General features: G+C 46.7%; 16 protein-coding genes. 6 read left to right on the top strand and 10 right to left on the bottom strand.

Annotated elements, in window-relative coordinates; genetic code table 11:
- Positions 1–110: 110 nt before the first annotated feature.
- Positions 111–1724, bottom strand: a complete 1614-nt coding sequence (locus tag MF542_RS07450; protein WP_247017544.1) for an EAL domain-containing protein — start codon at positions 1722–1724, stop codon at positions 111–113.
- 166 nt (positions 1725–1890) lie between these two features.
- Here MF542_RS07450 and MF542_RS07445 point away from each other — a divergent pair, with 166 nt between their 5' ends.
- Positions 1891–3918, top strand: coding sequence for an alpha/beta hydrolase family protein (locus tag MF542_RS07445; protein ID WP_247017542.1), 2028 nt, complete (start codon positions 1891–1893; stop codon positions 3916–3918).
- Positions 3919–3974: 56 nt separating this feature from the next.
- On the opposite strand, the gene MF542_RS07440 is transcribed toward MF542_RS07445, so the two are convergent.
- Positions 3975–4385: a SufE family protein gene (locus tag MF542_RS07440; protein WP_247017540.1), complete on the bottom strand. Its 411-nt coding sequence runs from the start codon at positions 4383–4385 to the stop codon at positions 3975–3977.
- 148 nt (positions 4386–4533) lie between these two features.
- Between MF542_RS07440 and MF542_RS07435 the strand changes: the two genes are divergently transcribed.
- Positions 4534–5868 carry a spinster family MFS transporter gene (locus MF542_RS07435; protein WP_247017538.1) on the top strand — a complete coding sequence of 445 codons (1335 nt, stop codon included), beginning with the start codon at positions 4534–4536 and terminating at the stop codon, positions 5866–5868.
- Between the two features lie 56 nt (positions 5869–5924).
- On the opposite strand, the gene pspC is transcribed toward MF542_RS07435, so the two are convergent.
- Genes pspC through pspA form a run of 3 tightly spaced genes read right to left on the bottom strand, consistent with a single transcriptional unit; the run spans position 5925 to position 7289 of the window.
- Entirely contained in the window at positions 5925–6317 is a 393-nt protein-coding gene (gene pspC, locus MF542_RS07430; protein ID WP_247017536.1) for an envelope stress response membrane protein PspC, read from the bottom strand.
- Complete coding sequence (gene pspB / locus MF542_RS07425; RefSeq protein ID WP_247017534.1) at positions 6304–6534, bottom strand: envelope stress response membrane protein PspB; 231 nt, start codon at positions 6532–6534, stop codon at positions 6304–6306. Before pspB ends, pspC begins: the two co-directional genes overlap by 14 nt.
- 47 nt (positions 6535–6581) lie before the next feature.
- Positions 6582–7289: a phage shock protein PspA gene (gene pspA / locus MF542_RS07420; protein WP_247017532.1), complete on the bottom strand. Its 708-nt coding sequence runs from the start codon at positions 7287–7289 to the stop codon at positions 6582–6584.
- 486 nt (positions 7290–7775) lie between these two features.
- Between pspA and pspF the strand changes: the two genes are divergently transcribed.
- Positions 7776–8810: a phage shock protein operon transcriptional activator gene (gene pspF, locus MF542_RS07415; protein ID WP_247017530.1), complete on the top strand. Its 1035-nt coding sequence runs from the start codon at positions 7776–7778 to the stop codon at positions 8808–8810.
- A gap of 39 nt (positions 8811–8849) precedes the next feature.
- Positions 8850–9179, top strand: a complete 330-nt coding sequence (locus tag MF542_RS07410) for a hypothetical protein (RefSeq protein WP_247017528.1) — start codon at positions 8850–8852, stop codon at positions 9177–9179.
- On the opposite strand, the gene MF542_RS07405 is transcribed toward MF542_RS07410, so the two are convergent.
- Positions 9176–10552 carry a putative O-glycosylation ligase, exosortase A system-associated gene (locus MF542_RS07405; RefSeq protein WP_247017526.1) on the bottom strand — a complete coding sequence of 459 codons (1377 nt, stop codon included), beginning with the start codon at positions 10550–10552 and terminating at the stop codon, positions 9176–9178. The genes MF542_RS07410 and MF542_RS07405 overlap by 4 nt on opposite strands.
- Positions 10553–10725: 173 nt before the next feature.
- On the opposite strand from MF542_RS07405, the gene MF542_RS07400 reads away from it, so the two are divergent.
- Positions 10726–12441, top strand: coding sequence for an amidohydrolase (locus tag MF542_RS07400; RefSeq protein WP_247017524.1), 1716 nt, complete (start codon positions 10726–10728; stop codon positions 12439–12441).
- A gap of 138 nt (positions 12442–12579) precedes the next feature.
- Positions 12580–12999, top strand: a complete 420-nt coding sequence (locus MF542_RS07395) for a helix-turn-helix domain-containing protein (protein WP_247017522.1) — start codon at positions 12580–12582, stop codon at positions 12997–12999.
- 48 nt (positions 13000–13047) lie between these two features.
- Here MF542_RS07395 and MF542_RS07390 read toward each other — a convergent pair whose 3' ends face one another.
- From MF542_RS07390 to pdxR, 4 genes are all read right to left on the bottom strand, one after another.
- Positions 13048–14391 carry a sodium-dependent transporter gene (locus tag MF542_RS07390; RefSeq protein WP_247017521.1) on the bottom strand — a complete coding sequence of 448 codons (1344 nt, stop codon included), beginning with the start codon at positions 14389–14391 and terminating at the stop codon, positions 13048–13050.
- A gap of 147 nt (positions 14392–14538) precedes the next feature.
- On the bottom strand, positions 14539–15357 hold the full coding sequence (locus tag MF542_RS07385; protein WP_247017519.1) for an SPOR domain-containing protein: 819 nt from the start codon (positions 15355–15357) through the stop codon (positions 14539–14541).
- Complete coding sequence (locus MF542_RS07380) at positions 15341–16090, bottom strand: carbonic anhydrase (RefSeq protein ID WP_247017517.1); 750 nt, start codon at positions 16088–16090, stop codon at positions 15341–15343. Before MF542_RS07380 ends, MF542_RS07385 begins: the two co-directional genes overlap by 17 nt.
- A 72-nt stretch (positions 16091–16162) precedes the next feature.
- The gene (gene pdxR, locus MF542_RS07375; protein WP_247017515.1) at positions 16163–17581 is read right to left on the bottom strand and encodes a MocR-like pyridoxine biosynthesis transcription factor PdxR; all 1419 of its coding nucleotides are present in this window, start codon (positions 17579–17581) and stop codon (positions 16163–16165) included.
- Positions 17582–17614: the final 33 nt, after the last annotated feature.

The raw sequence follows: 17614 nt of genomic DNA, 5'->3' as shown, positions 1-17614 counted from the left end.
AGGCACGATAGGAACCTGACCTATTTGCTTGTGCTTTTGCTTCCAGGCAGCAATGGCGTACACGAAGCAACAAACCAACATGCTGCCAATAAGATAATATGTTGTCATAATTAGAGGTTTGTTCTTGGTGTGAAATCCGGTTTCCCGAAATGATAGCCCTGGCCGAAGTCAACACCAAGCGTTTTCAAGAATTCAGCCTGGAATTTATTCTCTACGTGCTCGCCAATAGTTTTTACGCCCAGATCATTACAGAGCTTCACGATAGAAAGCAGGAATGTGGGGCGATAACCTGGCGCATTCATATCTTGAACGTAAGCGCCGTCAATTTTTACAAAATCGACATTGAAAGCCCTAAGATATTGGTACCCGGCAGCACCCGCACCAAAATCATCAAGGCAAACGCGGTAATTGGCTGCTTTCAGGTCATTCAGGATTGCTTCGACCTTTTCAAAATTCTCTACACCTGTGGTTTCGGTAAGCTCAAGCAATAGTGAGTGGGCAATATCTTTTGCACTCAGAAGTGTTTTCATCAAAGGATCTACAAACCTGCCGCTGTCTAGCGTACGCCCGGACAGGTTCACAGCAAGCGTAACTGGGGTTCCCAGCTTTTTCATTTTACGGATATAATCAATGGCTTTATGGCATAGAGCAATGTCGAATTCTTCAATAATGCCAACATCTTCAGCGAAGCGGATTACCTCAAGAGGCGTGCTATCACCCATATTGTTGTTAAAGCGGGAGAGTACTTCGTTATGATGAATATCACCGGTTTTCAGATCAAGCACTGGCTGGAAAGCGATGTTGAAGTTACCGCTTTCTATCATGCTGCGCATGTTGGTGACACGTTTTTGTGCAGCACCCGCCATGTCCTCATAGGCATTAGTTAGAGATTCGAAAGTAACATTCTTTGGGTCTTTACAGAATTGATTGAGAATATAGGAAAGTGTTCTCAAAATCTGATCTTCAGAAACATCGCCCCCTTCAGCGGAAATCGTTGCACTGCTGGCTGTCAGAGTTACGTTTTCGTCGACGGATTTAAGGCTATTGGTTAGGTGTTCACCATCTGCTTTGTTCTTGTGCAGGAAGGCAAATTCTTTTTCCCCAATCTGGCTTGCGGACTGTCCGTCAACAGACAGGGTTTTCATATGGGCGGCAACACGCTTCAGAAGTTGCCGCATATATCGTGGGCCAAATTTTTCTTTTGCTTCTTCGAGGCCATCAACAGCCACGGTGGTCATATAGAGATTGCTGGAAGTTGGGGTACTTGCCATGGTGCTGGATGCCATTTCCATAAAGGCATCTTGTGTGAGAAGGCCAGTTTCCTCATCTACAGCACTATCGCTTACACTCGTGCCAAGCGGCGCTGAGCGTAAAGCAAGAAAGGTATGAGTACCTTCTTGCTGTGGCATATTCAGTGCAAAGGCGCGCAGCGCAATTGATCTATTGTCGTTTGTATTGAAGCGAAGTGGTAAAGGCCCGATACGACCTTTGTGACTCAGATGGGTGACAAGGGCATGATAGATATCGATATCATCTTTATCCACGATGCTGTCGATGCTTTCCCCAATAAGGCTTTTACCTTGTGGTGTGATGCGATCAGATGCGCCGCCAGCAAATAGAATCTTTCCTGTATTGTCCAGTTCCAGAAAGATCTCGGCTGCAGCAAAAGCAAAGGCCACAAACCGTTCACGTTCTTTTCTGGTTTCTTCAAGTAACCCGGACATAAACCCCCCAAGAGCATGGAATTGATTATAGAAATATACTGATTATCACCACCTTAGTCACTTTAAATGGGTAAGTATGAATAAATTGTGCACAAACCATAGGTTTTGTTGGCTTGCATCCGCCGTTCTCTTTGCTAGGGTGCTTTAAACACACGGGGAGATATTCATGAAACGGTTTAAGTTACTGCTTGGGACAGTATTAGCGGCTGCGTCGCTGAATGTTCAGGCGCAGGAAGAAAAATTCTCATACGAAGATATTTTTAATCTGGAATATGCAACAGGGCCGCGCATCACACCAAATGGCGAGGCTGTAGTCTATGAACGCCGTTCTATGGATATTATGACAGACGGTATGCGGTCTAATATCTGGATGGTGAATTTAGACGGTACAGAGCATCGCCCTCTATTGTCTGGCAAAGCGCAGTACCGGATGCCGCGTTTTTCGCCTGATGGTACCCGTATGGCTTATGTTTCTAGCGTTGAAGGTAAAAACCAGATTTATGTGCGCTGGCTCGATAGTGGTGAGACAGCACGTGTTACTGATCTTCAATATGGCCCGGGTAATTTAAGCTGGTCACCTGATGGCAAGTCAATTGCCTTCACCATGTTCGTGCCCAAGAAAAACAAACCGCTGTTCACTCTGCCGGCAAAACCTAAGGGTGCTAAGTGGGCAGGAAATGCGAAGGTTATTGATAAAGTAACATACCGAGCGGATGGACAAGGCTTCCTGCCAAGTGGTTATACCCAGGTTTTTGTGGTGCCGGCGGATGGTGGCACACCTCGCCAAATTACCAAAGGCGAATTTAATAATGGCGGTAGCCTTGCGTGGATGCCTGATAGCGGCAGTATTATTTTTTCCGCGAACCGTACTGAAAACTGGGAACTGAACCCACGGGAAGCTGATCTTTACCGGGTGGATGTAAATAGTGGTGACCTAACGCAGCTAACAACGCGTTCAGGACCAGACGGTAACCCGGTAATTTCTCCAGATGGTTCCAAGATCGCTTTCACGAGCTTTGAAGATAAAAAGCTTTCACACCAAAATGCAGCGCTGCATATTATGAATGTGGACGGCAGTGGTGTGCAGGAATTTACAACACTGCTGGATCGGAATATTCAAGGGGTTCAGTGGGCGCCGGATAGTCAGGGGGTCTATTATTCTTATGATAATGAAGGCAAACGGCTTGTTGGGTACGCCACACTTGCTGGTGGTAGCCGTATTCTGACAAATGCTGTTGGCGGCACTACACTTGGTCGCCCCTATACAAGCGGTGATTTCCGCGCAGTGGGTGATGGCCGCGTGGTGTTTACGCGTAGCGAAACTGACCGTCCCGCTGATCTGGCGGTTGTAGACCGTATTGGCCGTGTTACATCACTTACCAACCTCAATGGTGATATTCTCGCGGGCAAAGGTATGGCAACTGTTGAGGAGTTCACCGTTCAGTCGAGCCTTGATGGCCTTACGGTACAGGGATGGATTGCAAAGCCTGCGAACTTTGATCCGAACAAAAAATATCCGCTTATCCTTGAAATTCATGGTGGCCCACATGCAGCTTATGGTCCGCAGTTCAGTGCGGAGGTTCAGCTTTATGCAGCCGCTGGGTATGTTGTGCTTTGGACAAACCCGCGGGGCAGTACATCATACGGTGAAGAGTTCGCCAATGAAATCCACCATAAATATCCAGCATCTGACTATAACGATCTGATGGATTCTGTAGATGGTTTAATCGCAAGCGGCGTAGTTGATGAAGATAAGCTGTATGTAACTGGTGGTTCTGGCGGTGGTGTGCTTACATCATGGATTGTCGGTAAAACCAAACGGTTCAAGGCTGCTGTTGTTGCAAAGCCTGTGATTAACTGGGCTAGCTTTGTTCTTACCGCTGATTTTAGCCCGTTTTTCACGCAGTACTGGTTCCCTGATATGCCGTGGAACATCCCGACCCACTATTGGGAACGTTCGCCGCTATCGCTTGTTGGTAACGTGACAACACCAACAATGTTGCTGACAGGTGAGAATGACTACCGCACGCCTATGTCTGAAACTGAACAATATTATCAGGCGCTTAAACTTCAGGGCGTGGATACGGTTATGGTGCGTGTACCAGGCGTTGGCCACGGAATTGCTGCTAAGCCAAGTAATCTGGCGCAGAAGGTTGGTAATATTCTGGCCTGGTTTGAGAAATATAAAGATTAAAGCGGATGCGCTTGAAGAACAGAAGGGGCCGATTGGCCCCTTTTTTTGTGTCTGGATTATGCAGCCATGCGTTCGATGCGCTCCACCATGGAGAAAAGGCCATTGGCGCGAAGAGGGGATAGGTGGGCGGAAAGGCCCATTTGATCCAGAATTTCTTTAGCATTTGTTGCTTGAATTTCAGCGGCAGTCTTGCCAGAGAAAATTAGAAGAACTACAGCAACCAAGCCTTTTACAATGAAGGCATCGCTATCACCGCGTAGGTGAATTTTGCCGTCAGCATCTGTTTCTGCAACAAGCCACACCTGGCTTTGGCAACCACGAACCTTATTTTCATCAACCATTTCTTCTGGGGCTAGCGGTGTAAGCTTTTTCCCTAGGTCGATAATATATTTATAGCGCTCTTCCCAATCATCGAGGAATTCAAAAGTATCCAAAATTTCAACGATCGTTGTATTTTCAAGCGACATGGTTTATTCCAATATAGTTACGCAACAAGAGGCCTTGACAGTTTGGTCATTCATCCAACCTAATGCTCACGACCTCTATAGAATTGGCTACAATAAGAAAAGAGCTAATTCTCTGTATAGTCTCGATTTGATAGCGAGGGGAGCGCTTATGTCAGACCAATCTAACGGTTACCCACGCCCGGCTTATGCCTGGTATATGGTGGCCCTTCTGCTACTTATCTATACTTTTTCTTTTATTGATCGCCAAATTCTTGGCTTGCTTGGTTCATCAATTAAAGCAGATTTCCAGATTTCCGATACGGAATTTGGCTTGCTTACAGGTTTTGCATTTGCGGTGTTTTACACTGTTTTTGGCCTGTTTTGCGCGAGAATCGCGGATACTCGATCCCGTCGGGGCTTAATTGCGGTGGGGCTATTTGTGTGGAGCTTGATGACAGCAGCGTCATCGCTTGCGCGAAGCTTTGGCCAGCTTTTCCTCCTCCGTATCGGTGTTGGTGTTGGTGAAGCAACGCTTGCGCCTGCTGCTAATTCACTGCTTGCAGATAGTTTTCCAAAGGAGCGGTTGGCAACGGCGCTTTCTGTTTACTCGATGGGGATTCCTGTTGGCTCCGCACTCGCCTTTATTGTGGGCGGGCAGGTGATTGCGCTCGCTGGTTCTATGCCTGATATCTCGGTACCAGGGTTTGGCCTGCTTACTGGCTGGCAGAAGGTGTTCCTTATGGTTGGTCTGCCGGGCATATTGCTTACGCTTCTGGTGTTCACAATCAAGGAGCCTGAGCGTAAGGGTTTGTCAGGTGATGCGAAGGCCATTCCAGTAAAGGAGGTTTGGGGGCACGTAAAGCAGCGTTTTAGAGCATACTCCAGCATATGTCTGGGAGTGTCCTTTAACGCAGCCCTTGGGTTCGGTAGCGTTACTTTTCTTGCGCTTTTCTTTGACCGGTTCCACGGTGTTGGTCCAGCAGAGGTTGGTACGACTTTTGGTACTATCTCAATATTTACAGGAACCGGCGGTTTGCTGCTCGGCGGTTTTATAGCGGATAAGCTCTACAAAATGGGCCGAAAAGATGCGCATGTTATCGCACTGCTGGTTGCGCCGCTTGGATATGGCATTCCGTCATTAGTGCTTCCTTTTGTGGAAAACACTACAACGGTTTGGGTGCTTCTTGGGTTTGCAAACTTCTTCATTAACCTGCCGTCGGGCGTAGCTTACGCAAGCCTTCAGCTTATTACGCCAAACCAAATGCGTGGTCAGATTATTGCCATGTATGTGCTGTGTACCAGTATTATTGGATATGGCGCAGGACCATTCCTTTTGGGGTTCTTCACAGATAGCTTGTTCGGCGATGAGATGATGCTGAATTATTCGATGGCACTACTCGCTGCAACGGCAACACCGCTTAGTATCGGTTTTTATCTCTGGGGGCGGAAAGCTTATGCGAAGGCCCTGGAAGAAGAAGAGGCGCGGATAGCAGCGGCTTCATAAAGGTAAAAAGAAAAAGGGCAGTGAAATCACTGCCCTTTTTCTGTGTATGAAGATTTTTAGTCTTCTAGTTTTTGGAACTCGCGCTCTAGGCGGAAGCGTTTGCTGGTCATGTAAGCTTCCATATCTGTTGTGCGGCGCTCTATATCCCGGAAGCGGCGACGTAGTTCTGCTGCTGTATAATCCGGTGCTTTACGTGTTTGTTTCCAGAATTCTTCTTCTTGCTCATCCTCGTAAAGGTCATATGGTTTTGCGTCCAAGACCATCGCAAGTATTGCGTAGATGATCAAAGCTGGAATTATGGAAGTGAAAAGCGCCAGAACAACTGTCATAAACCTTACGGCACCTGTGCTGATATCTAGGTAATCAGCAACTCCGGCACATACACCTGCAACACGTCCACGCTGCGGGATTTTATAAAGTTTGGTTGGTCTGTGATCAAAACTTCTCATGATGACGGCTCCTCCAGTCCGGTATTTCATCATCCATAATACGCTCCATTGTGCGCAAGCGTTCCTCAAGACGGTCTGCTGAAGTTCTCAAGTCTGAGAAAGAAGCTTCATCTTCTGGCGAAATGCCCTTCATTGCTTTCCATTTTGTGATGTAGTGGAAGATAATCCACGGTAAAATCACAAACAGAATTATCATTATTGGAATGGCTTCATCCATTGTCAGGGTTCCCTATGTTTTATTTTTTTGACCCGGAGGGGCGCCGATTATTTCGACGCCGCTTTTTTCTTTGGAGCTGCCTTATTATCGTTTGCCCCCGATGATGCTTTTGCTTTCAGTGCTTCAAGCTCTTTTTCGATGTCGTCGTCAGCTTCTAGGCCGGCGATTTCTTCAGCCAGTGTTTGTGTTTTGCCGAGATCCATCGCTTCAGCTTCAGCTTCAATACGGTCAAGACGAGCATCTACTTTATCAAAGCGATCAAATGCGTCCTGGATGCGACCATCGTGAAGGTTCTTTTTCACGCGAACCTGAGCAGAGGCTGTTTTATGGCGCGCTTGAAGTGTTGCTTTCTTGGCGCGTGCTTCACGAAGTTTACCTTCAAGCTTAACAACGTCTTCCTCGTTACGTGTAAGCGCTTCGGCTAGTTGAGTAACCTCTTCTTGAAGGTGGGCAGCCATATCAGCTACTTTGGCCTTTTCAATAAGAGCGCCTTTCGCAAGATCATCGCGACCTTTGGAAATTGCTAGTTCGGCTTTCTTTTCCCAATCAGCTTGTGCTTTATCAAGCTTCTTAAGTCGGCGTTCTACATCTTTCTGGTCCGCGATAGACTTGGCAGCACTGGAACGTACTTCAACAAGTGTATCTTCCATTTCCTGGATAACCATACGGATGATTTTCTCCGGATCTTCAGCCCGATCAAGAATCGAATTAATGTTTGAATTAACAATGTCTGTCAGGCGGGAAAAAATACCCATAACTAAGTTCCTTTCTTATTATTCCTCGCTATGTGCCCGGGGTGTTGACCACTTTTTTGGGCGCCTCCGTGAACGACCTCTTTGAGCTTATGCTTCTTATCGGGGCCGCTCAGCCCGGCGTCCTCGCAATCGCCGGGCTGAAGTATTAAAATTATCGGCGACGACGGCGCGCTAGGCGACGTGAACGACTTGTGCCCGCAGGGATTCGAGCCTCAGCAAGTTGGGCATCGAGGCCTCTTTTTGTATTTGCTGATTGTGTTTGCATCGTTCTGTTTCCTCTAATTTTAATTTCGCTGTCTGTATTCTTTTTTATGTTTGTCAGTCGTTTTGTTTGCTGACGTCCTATACTTTGCAGGGGGTGTGCCAGTTTTGAGAAAAAAATTAAGTTATTGTTTTTAAACGATTTTATTTTTGAGTGCTTGAATAACTGTTATTTAGGAAATAAATAATTACTAATAATTAGTGAAAATTACTATGGATTGGTAAATGGCAAGTCACTCGGATCAGATGATCGGATCATCTCCTGCGCTTCTTGATATGATGGATAAAATCAGTCGGGCAGCTCCTCTTGATAAACCCATGTTGGTCATCGGTGAGCGCGGGACGGGTAAAGAAATGATTGCAGCCCGCTTGCACTATCTTTCCAACCGTTGGAACAACACATATCAAAAGGTGAATTGCGCGGCACTTCCGGAAACCTTGCTTGAAAGTGAGTTGTTTGGTTATGAAGCTGGCGCTTTTACTGGCGCGCAAAAACGCCGTAAGGGGCGCTTTGAAGTAGCTGATGACGGGAGCCTGTTTCTTGACGAGATTGGTACTATGAGCGCCGCAGCTCAGGAAAAGCTACTCAGGGTTATCGAGTATGGTGAATTTGAACGTGTTGGCGGTACGGAAACGCTTACTGTTAATGTACGCATTATAGCAGCTACGAACATTGATCTGCCGTCTGCGGCTGAGGCAGGCGAGTTTCGCCATGACCTTCTTGACCGTTTAGCTTTTGACGTGATTACCGTGCCGCCACTTCGGGAACGGTCAGAAGATATTCCAGTGCTCGCTGAGCATTTTGGGATGCAAATGGCAAGTGATCTGGAATGGCTCCAGTTCCCAGGGTTCACGAAAGATGCCATGGATGCCATGCTTGAATATGCATGGCCGGGCAATATTCGTGAATTGAAGAATGTGGTTGAGCGGGCAATTTACTGTGCGTGGGATGGTGAAGCACCGGTGGGTGATATTATCTTTGATCCTTTCGACAGCCCATACAGGCCTAAGACAAAAACAAATCGCCGCCAACAAGAGTTAGACACGCCAAAGGCCGAAGCTGAAATCTCAAAAGAGCCAAGTGTTGCCTTGCCTACTGATGAGTTTTGTTTCCGTACGCAAGTTAATGCCTACGAAACGGAGCTTCTGAAACATGCGCTGACAGAGAATAAGTATAATCAAAGAGCAGCGGCAAAGTTTACCGGATTGAGTTATGATCAGTTCAGGCATGCTTTAAAGAAACATTCTATTGATATTTGATTGCTTGATTGTTGAGGAGCATGAGCCCATATTGCGGCTATGTCTGAGAACCAATATATCAAGAAACGTAAGCGGCTACGTGACCGTCCGTTTATCACCACAAAAGCTATCTTAATGCTGGTAGGGTTATCTGGTTTTATTTATCTGGGTTTTTATTCTGAATATGGCGGTGTTAATGACGCAGCTTGTGATGGCGCATGCGAAAGCACGTACAGCTTATGGACGTCCGTCTTTGCATTTCTTTTGATGTTTGCTGCCATTATTGGTGCAGGCGCGTTGGTTGGTGTGCTTGTTGCAAAATTTGGTGCCAGAAAAAGCACAGACGCCGTTTCTATCTATCAGCAAAATACCGAAAATACCAAAGACTAGTTGTCTAACCGTACCTGAGTGGATTTTTCTTTATCCCCGCGGGATGTTTGCGCCGCGGCGGCACCTCCCGGTGTCCATTTGGTGCTTTCTTGCTTTGCACCATATACTTCCCCTGTTGATATAAGGGTAAGCTTCCCGGCGCGCAATTGTTCACCAACCACCGAACTCATCACAACGATCGCTAATATATGGTAAAATACGTCAAAAGTAGCGATATTTACCGTAAGACCGCCAATGGCGTAGGCTACCAGCGATAGCTGGCACGCCCAACACAGGTCCCCTACCCATTTCGTTTCTTCATACTTGCGGTAAAGTTTGGCTTGGCTGCCTCCAGCATACCAGCCCGTAAACAACATAGTTAAAAACAGTATAAGCCCTGTATATCCATGCTCTGCTAATACCTCAAAATAGATCGAATGTGGTGCCCGGGCTTTGTAGCCAGGAGGCATCCATAATTCCGCAGCATGGCGAACATAAAAGATATCAAAACCAGCGCCAAAAACAGGCTCGTCTTCCACAACATTGGTTGAGAACTTCCACATGGATACACGGCCAAGAAAACTATTATCTTCTGTGGCGCTTTCTGTACTTTCAATACGGTTCTTCCAGCTTTGAGGCATAAAGGCGACAGCTGCTACGCCTACTATGGCAATCACAAATAGGGTGAGAAACTTGCGTTTAGTTTTTAAGACCAGCATCCCTACCACGCCTAAAAGCGCCACGAAGCCACCACGAGAGTGTGTTCCAACGACAGATATCGGTATTAAAATAGCGGCACCGCGCAGAGGCCATTTTAGTAATTTAGTTGGGGGGTGCATCGCCATATAAATAGCAAATGGAATAAGCATCGACATAGCCATGGCAAGCTGATTGTTATCACCCATCATGCCGCCTGCGCCCTGTACTCTTGAGTTCCCACCGGTCAGGACTGTAAATAATCCCCCTTTAATGCCAATGAATGCCAGCGAAGCAAACATGACCCAAACAAAGGCTTTTAAACGATTAGGCGACTGCATAATCACGGTCGATAAAATCGCGAAAAGCATTACCTTGGAAACATGAATCAGTTTTGGTTGTGAAACACTGGGCTCCATAGCCGCTGCAGTAGTGATCAGAACCCAAGCCCAATACATAAGCATTGCGACGATTGCCGGGTGCCAAGCAAGTCGGTTTTTATCCCTACTAAGAAACATACCAATAATAGTGACGCCAGCCACTGTTACAAGGAAAGGAAAGCCTCTGGCAAAGTTATATGTGTAGCTTTGAGGCACCATATGTGACACCCAGCTCCAAACCAAAACACCAATTTGTGGTTTGAAGACTGCCAGTGGCATCCACATGAATATAAGCAATGCTACAAAAAGCCCGCGCATGTATGCTTCGTTTCCTCTAGGCAAAGATAAGGGCCTGTATTTTGACGAATAGCATAAGGCCGCGCAAGTAAAAGAAAATTCAAGCGATAAAATAAGTATGTTCTCTGTTCATTCTTGTACTTATTCATATGCGCGATTAGCATAGGGCCAACATTCAAGAGAGGCCTATAATAATGCGATATCTCAAGTCACTGTTTTTAGCCATGGTACTTGCAACACCAGCTTGGGCGCAGGATGATTTCCTGCAGGAAGATTCGGCACCTCTGGCTGCTGAAGAACAGCAGGTAGCAGATACCATTATATGGGGTGGCATGATTTACACCGCTGATGATACAAAGCCGCAAGTGGAAGCGGTCGCTATTAAGAATGGTCGTTTTATTGCTGTTGGATCAAGAGCTGAAGTGGAGTTACTGCAAGGAGCAGAAACACGAATTATCGATTTGGATGGTAATACGTTATTCCCGGGGTTTGTTGATGCTCATGCCCACCTTTCAGGTATTGGAAATCGGGAGCTATCACTGAATTTGGATACTGTAAAATCTCTTTCTGCTTTCAAGGGCGCAGTGCTGGCGTGGCGGGCTTCTCACCCTGATGATGTTGTGGTTACCGGCAGAGGATGGATTGAAACGCACTGGCCGGAAAAACGTTTTCCATCACGCTGGGATATTGATGATGTTGTATCTGATGTGCCCGTTATTCTTCGGCGCGCAGATGGTCATGCGCTCGTCGCTAATTCCAAAGCTTTTGAGTTGGCTGGTATCACCAGTGAAACTGAAGCACCGTTTGGCGGTGAAATTGTTCGCAACAAGCTTGGTGAAAATACAGGTATGCTTGTGGATGCTGCGCAATCTCTGCTGAATGATTTGGTGCCTGAAACAACAGACGAAGATATTGCAGAGCGTTTGATTAAGGGGGGTGAAGTTTATGCCTCCCGTGGTTGGACTGGCATGCATAATATGTCTGTAAGCTGGGGTGAAGTTGACCAGCTGGAAGGACTTTCTGATAGCGATGGTGTGAAAATACGCGTGTATAATAGTGTAGTGCCGGAAGCTGCTACTGATCTTTTTGCTTCTGGTGCTCGTGTCAGTGATGACGGTACAATTATTACCCGTGCGATCAAGCTTTATATGGATGGTGCACTAGGCTCTCGTGGTGCAGCTCTTATTGAGCCCTATTCAGACGCAGATACTTCAGGTCTTGTGCTGATCACCAAAGAAGACACTATGCCGATGCTGGTTGAAGCACTGAATGAAGGCATTCAGGTAAACATGCATGCCATTGGTGACCGTGCAAACCGTATGCTTCTTGATTGGTTTGAAGAAGCTATGAACACTGTACCCGCGATAGCGCGACCTGTTGAGAATCCGCGGTGGCGCGATGAACATACCCAGATCGTAAATCAGGAGGATATTCTCAGGTATCAGCAGCTTGGAGTTATCCCAAGTATGCAGCCCTCGCACGCGATTGGTGATTTGCACTTTGCACCAGATCGTTTGGGCGATGAACGTCTTGATGGCGCTTATGCATGGTCTAGTCTGATCGATAGCGGTGTTATTATCGCTGGTGGTTCGGATGCGCCTGTCGAAAAGGGTGATCCGCTTATTGAGTTTTATGCGGCAACTGCCCGGAAAGATCTGAATGGTTTTCAGGCTGATAATTGGCACGAAGATGAAGCACTCACGCGTGCTGAAGCGCTGAAGATGTTTACCCTGTGGCCAGCAATCGCATCTTTTCAGGAAGAAGAACTCGGTAGTATTGCAGTTGGTAAAAAGGCCGATCTCACTGCGTTTGATACCGATCTAATGACCGCCATAGAAAGCGATATTCCTAAAGCCAAAGCTATGATGACCATGGTAGATGGTGATATTATTTATCTTCGTAGTGAGTGAGGAAAAAGAGGTTTTTTTACCCTTTTTTTTTCAAGCTTTGTCTTATGACTGTCGAGGTGTTGTCCCCCAACTGACGTAGCGAGGGATGCCGCTGTTCGTTTAACATTTCATCATCTGGAAACAGTAATGGACAATTTAATGAGCATAAAAAAGTTGCGACTGGAACGAGGATGGTCACAGCAACAGTTGGCAGATATCAGTGGCATCAGCGGGCGTACTATTCAGCGTATTGAAAATGGCGCGAATGCGGGTTTGGATTCTCAAAATGCCCTCGCAGCGGCTTTCGGGCTATCGCTTTCTGATTTGCAGATAAAGCTGTCTTCCTATGCAAAACAGGATGTTGAGGAAAAAATGGACGAACAGGTGAATAGCCTTAACTGGAAGGGCTTTTTTATCCATCTGGCAGTATATATGGCAGTGATTTCGTGGATTGCAGCCCTTTCACATATGATGGACTGGTCAAGCGATGGTGTGTTGTGGGCAGCCCTAGTATGGGCGAACATGCTTTTGCTTCATCTTCTTAAACTTATCAATAAAAGCGAAGCAGACGACCAATAAAAAAGGCCCTCGATTGAGGGCCTTTCTTTTATCTTTATGTCAGCTGATTTAGATAATCAGTGAAACAAACACTGCGCCAATCGCAACCGGGCAAACGAAGCGCACAAGGAAGTACCAGATTTTGAAGGTGCTATCTTCCATAGCCAGTTCTTCCATCATGTTCTTACGGCTTGCAAACCAACCTACGAAGATTGCGATGAACATCCCACCCAGTGGCATCATGATGTTGTTAGTGAGATAATCTTTAACGCTCATGATATCGAGGCCAAAGAGCTTCACATCGCCAAGCATGTTACCGCTCTGACCCCATGCGGAAAGAGTACCAAGTACAAATGCTGCCAGACCAATAATGATAGCTACTTTTTTACGGTCAATGCCTGTGCGTTCTTCCACATAGGCAACTGCAGGCTCAAGAAGCGAAATCGCACTTGTAACCGCTGCTACTGTTAGCAGGAAGAAGAACAGGATTGCCACGATAGAAGGCATCTGACCAAAGGCAATTGGTAGTGTTGTGAATACAAGACCAACGCTCTGGCCAGGGTTCAAATCGTATGCGAATACAATCGGGAAAATCGCAAGACCAGCCATAAGAGCTACAGCACTATCCGCTGTTGCGATTGTGAAAGCTGAGCGTGTGATGTTGATATCTTTTGTCAGGTATGAACCGTAGGTCATGATCGAACCAAGCGCTAGTGATAGCGAGAAGAATGAAAGACCAAGAGCCTGTAGTACCTTATCACCTGTCAGTTTACTGAAATCTGGGCTGAACAGGAAGTTTACTGCTGCACCAAAATCTGCGGTGATACCGGAATAAATCATCAAGCCGAGTAGTAGAACAAAAAGCGCTGGCATCAAGAAGGTTACAGCCTTCTCCAAGCCGCCCTGAACGCCGCGTGCCACGATACCCAGTGTTATGAACAAGAATGCAGCGTGAGCGATGATCGGCTTTGTAGGATCAGTGATAAAGGCCGTGAATGTGGCACCTGATTTAGCAGCGTCATATCCTTCGAAACCAGTGAAAGCTTCAACAATATAATAAAGAACCCAACCGCCCACTACAGAATAAAAGCTAAGAACGATAAAGCCGCCGAGAACTCCAGACCAACCAAGAAGAGACCAAAGCTTGCTGCGGCCTTCCTCTTCGGCGATTTTGCTCATGGAGCCAATTGGCGAAAGTTGACCACGACGCCCAAGCGAAAGCTCGGCGATCAGGCACGGCAGGCCAATGGCGAATACAAATGCCAGATACACAAGTACGAACGCACCGCCGCCGCCTTCGCCTGCTTCATATGGAAATTTCCAGATATTACCAAGCCCAACAGCACTACCGACTGCCGCGAGCATAAAAGTCCAGCGTGATGACCACTGCTGGTGACCAGTAGCTCCAGCCATAATCCCATTCTCCCCTTAAATCATTACAGAGTGTATTATTGTTATGCTGGCCCAACCCTGACCAGTAAAATTTGCGCCATCATAGGTATCGCGCACGTTTAAGACCAGCCTGAATATGAAATTTTTATTATATGGCTGGGTTAGATTTTAACGTGATGTATCCATTACCGCGCAGTAATTACCACTGTTTTTAATGGCTGCACACAGTCGGTCTGCTTCTGATTTATCTTGTAGACGAACACCCAGGCGAATAGCTGTGCCGCCGCTGTCTACTTCCCACTGGTCTATAAACCCTTTTAATGCCGGGTACTTAGTTTCCAGAGTTGGGCGGTTTTTAATGGCATTATCCATTGAACGGTATGAAGATAAATGCACAAACCAGTTACCAAATGGGCTGTTTGTTGTCGGCCGGGGGAGGCTGGTTACGGGGCCTTTAGTGCGCCTTGGTGTTGGCTTTCCAGCCGCGGGCAAAACAGTTTGTTGTGGTTTGCTGCTTGCAGGTAGGCCTTTGTGAAGAGGGCGGGTGGGCCTGAGATTGGCGTCTAAAAGTGCCATATCCCGGGAAATTACAGCTAAACGCCTGCCTGCTTCATTGGGAACAGGCCCGTATGCGATAATTTCATCACCACATAGAATAGAAACACTCTCGCGGGTGTTGGTTTGCATCAGGCCTGCATAAATTTGTCTGGCTCGCGTTACCATGCCGCCACGCTCAAGGGCTGCGGCCACAAAGAAACGATCTGCCGGTGAGGCCATAGGCTCTTCAGAAAGCAGGTCTAGTGCTTCCACCGGGGCGTTCTGGCACAAAGCGGAAAGCGCTGCGCGAGGCATTTCGATAGTACGCCCCGTTTGAGCTGTAGGTAGTTTTGAACTTCCTCCGCCTGAACAAGCTGCAACCAACGTCGTAGCAAGAATGAACAGGCTGGTCTTAGTTGCTTTGCCGAATGTGTTATTCTGGGTTTGCATCTAGGATAATCCTGTTATTTCGTGGCTGTGTTGGGCGTGCAGTACCGCTGCCAATCAATCCGCGTACCATTGAGATTTGCTGTGCGGACATTTCAACTGGTGTTTTTAACACATACCAATTAACCCCTTCAGTGCACGGCGGCGTGGTATAAGAACCCATGTAGCGGTAGTAGCTTTTATCCTGCGGCATAAAATCGCGAGCATTTATATAAATTTTGTCATTTTTGGATGATTGGCCCGGTTCAAGCGGAAGATAGTTCCATAACTCTTTGGCGGCTTTGTTTTCCGATCCTTCTTTTACAAGAACTGAAACGATAGCAGGTGTGCCGTTTGCGCTTTCATGCATAAACTGAATTTCCATGGGAAAGCGTTCGCCGGATACTGTGTGTTCAGAAGGGGTATGGAATTTGAAATTCTTCAACATAAAGCTTTTTTGGCCAACATGAAGCATATTGCCCATATCATATGTTGCGGTAATCGTGTGCTCAGCATTCCGCATATTCACACCTGAAACATCATAATGTGTTCTCAGGCGGTGCATAGCCACTGGTTCTGTACCTTCAAGATCGATAGGTGATTGTAGGGTTCCAAGCGAACAGGCTGCGTATGTTGGGTTAAGGTCTCCCCATTTTGCCGGGCCATCGTTTGCGCCATAACCCCAATCATCATCTGCCGCGATTGCTGTGCTTGTTAATAGCCCAGCACAAAGTGCGGCAGTTACATGCTTTTTCATATTTCACTCCTGACCTTAAGGTCCCCACCAGATACGCTTACTTTCGGTAACGTTACTATGGACAGGAATTGATTAATAGTCTGTTTCTGACCGGATAGTATTTGAGAATTTTTTCAGGCGTTCTTCTAAATCAATATCCGGTATATCGGCAAACCCGAGAAGCATACCGTGCTTTTTGCTTGTGGCTCTGAAGCATTGGCTCAGGGGAGCAGCGCCAATAGCAGCATTATGTGCTAGTTCGCACCACCGTGTGTCTTTGCCTAATACTGTACTGTATGGGGTCGCAACCAGATGCAAGCCACCATCGCTTGGCAAAAGAGCAAACAGATCCCCTAGATGTTTGGTGAAAAGCTCAATGAAAGCCTTTTGCCGTCGGCCATGTATCTTTCGTAGTTTACGGATATGGCGTGCAAACTCACCACTTTCCATAAAGGCATGAAGGCTTAGTTGGTTTACAAGGCCAGGATAGCTATCGATTGCTTTCCTAAAGTTCAGTACCGGATCGATCAGGTGTTTTGGGATTACGAGATAACCCAGCCTGAAGGCGGGGAAGATGGTTTTTGAAAATGTCCCACCATAGATAACACGTTTACCGCCATCGAGACCCTGCATGCTGTTAAGTGGACGCCCGCTATACCGGAACTCGCTATCATAATCATCCTCGAGGATGAGGCTTTTTGTTTCATATGCCCATTTGAGCAGCTCCGCTCGCCTACCGTGCGGCATGGTATAACCGTAAGGGTACTGTCGAGACGGGCTGGTGACCAGCAGGCCTTTTGTCTGTTTGGGTAACGTAGCACCAGATATATCAATTGGCAGGTTATGAATTGGGAAGCCGCTAGCTTGTGCTGAAGCAACAAGACCGTAGTATCCAGGGTCTTCCAGAATAATCTGATCTTCACTGTGAAGAAGTGATTTTGATAAGATGAATAAGCCTTGTTGCAAACCCGAAACGATCATTATTTGTTCATAGCTACATTTAATGTTGCGGCTTGCTTGTAGATATTCTGCGATATTCTGCCTGAGAGGATAATACCCCATTGGGTCGTCGTGATGGAGTTGCTGCTTCGTTACTTTCCGCCATGCTTTGTTAGTGTATTTGGTCCAAATTTCATAAGGAAATTGATCAAGCGCTGCCATGCCTGAATGTAGGTTTGTGCTCGCAGTATTTCGAGAAGGTAGAGATGACGAATGAGCTGGCTCTCCAGCGTTTAAAAACTCATCTGGAACTTTATGACAACTGAAGGTGCCTGCGCCCTTCCGGGTTTCCAAATATCCTTCCGCGATCAACTGTTCATAGGCATAAACTACTGTATTTCTTCCAATACCAAGTCGAGAAGCCAACATGCGGGAGGACGGTAATTTAACATTGGGCTTGATAGTACCGCTTAGTATCTGGTCTCTGATTTGATCATGCAGTTGTTCCTGCAAGGTGTGTTGGCCTGCTGGAGAAAGGGAGAAGTGCCACAGATCAGCTATAGAGTTTTTCATAGTGGTTCTATCATTTTTATAAAAAATGGTTCT

This window comes from Kordiimonas laminariae, assembly GCF_023008165.1.
Classification (GTDB): domain Bacteria; phylum Pseudomonadota; class Alphaproteobacteria; order Sphingomonadales; family Kordiimonadaceae; genus Kordiimonas; species Kordiimonas laminariae.
Note: the sequence above shows the minus strand (reverse complement) of the source record. Positions and strands in the feature narration are given on the sequence as shown.

Coding starts and splice junctions, on each gene's coding strand:
- MF542_RS07450 (WP_247017544.1), bottom strand. CDS start 1,724: ATGTCCGGGTTACTTGAAGAAACCAGAAAAGAACGTGAACGGTTTGTG.
- MF542_RS07445 (WP_247017542.1), top strand. CDS start 1,891: ATGAAACGGTTTAAGTTACTGCTTGGGACAGTATTAGCGGCTGCGTCG.
- MF542_RS07440 (WP_247017540.1), bottom strand. CDS start 4,385: ATGTCGCTTGAAAATACAACGATCGTTGAAATTTTGGATACTTTTGAA.
- MF542_RS07435 (WP_247017538.1), top strand. CDS start 4,534: ATGTCAGACCAATCTAACGGTTACCCACGCCCGGCTTATGCCTGGTAT.
- pspC (WP_247017536.1), bottom strand. CDS start 6,317: ATGAGAAGTTTTGATCACAGACCAACCAAACTTTATAAAATCCCGCAG.
- pspB (WP_247017534.1), bottom strand. CDS start 6,534: ATGGATGAAGCCATTCCAATAATGATAATTCTGTTTGTGATTTTACCG.
- pspA (WP_247017532.1), bottom strand. CDS start 7,289: ATGGGTATTTTTTCCCGCCTGACAGACATTGTTAATTCAAACATTAAT.
- pspF (WP_247017530.1), top strand. CDS start 7,776: ATGGCAAGTCACTCGGATCAGATGATCGGATCATCTCCTGCGCTTCTT.
- MF542_RS07410 (WP_247017528.1), top strand. CDS start 8,850: ATGTCTGAGAACCAATATATCAAGAAACGTAAGCGGCTACGTGACCGT.
- MF542_RS07405 (WP_247017526.1), bottom strand. CDS start 10,552: ATGCGCGGGCTTTTTGTAGCATTGCTTATATTCATGTGGATGCCACTG.
- MF542_RS07400 (WP_247017524.1), top strand. CDS start 10,726: ATGCGATATCTCAAGTCACTGTTTTTAGCCATGGTACTTGCAACACCA.
- MF542_RS07395 (WP_247017522.1), top strand. CDS start 12,580: ATGAGCATAAAAAAGTTGCGACTGGAACGAGGATGGTCACAGCAACAG.
- MF542_RS07390 (WP_247017521.1), bottom strand. CDS start 14,391: ATGGCTGGAGCTACTGGTCACCAGCAGTGGTCATCACGCTGGACTTTT.
- MF542_RS07385 (WP_247017519.1), bottom strand. CDS start 15,357: ATGCAAACCCAGAATAACACATTCGGCAAAGCAACTAAGACCAGCCTG.
- MF542_RS07380 (WP_247017517.1), bottom strand. CDS start 16,090: ATGAAAAAGCATGTAACTGCCGCACTTTGTGCTGGGCTATTAACAAGC.
- pdxR (WP_247017515.1), bottom strand. CDS start 17,581: ATGAAAAACTCTATAGCTGATCTGTGGCACTTCTCCCTTTCTCCAGCA.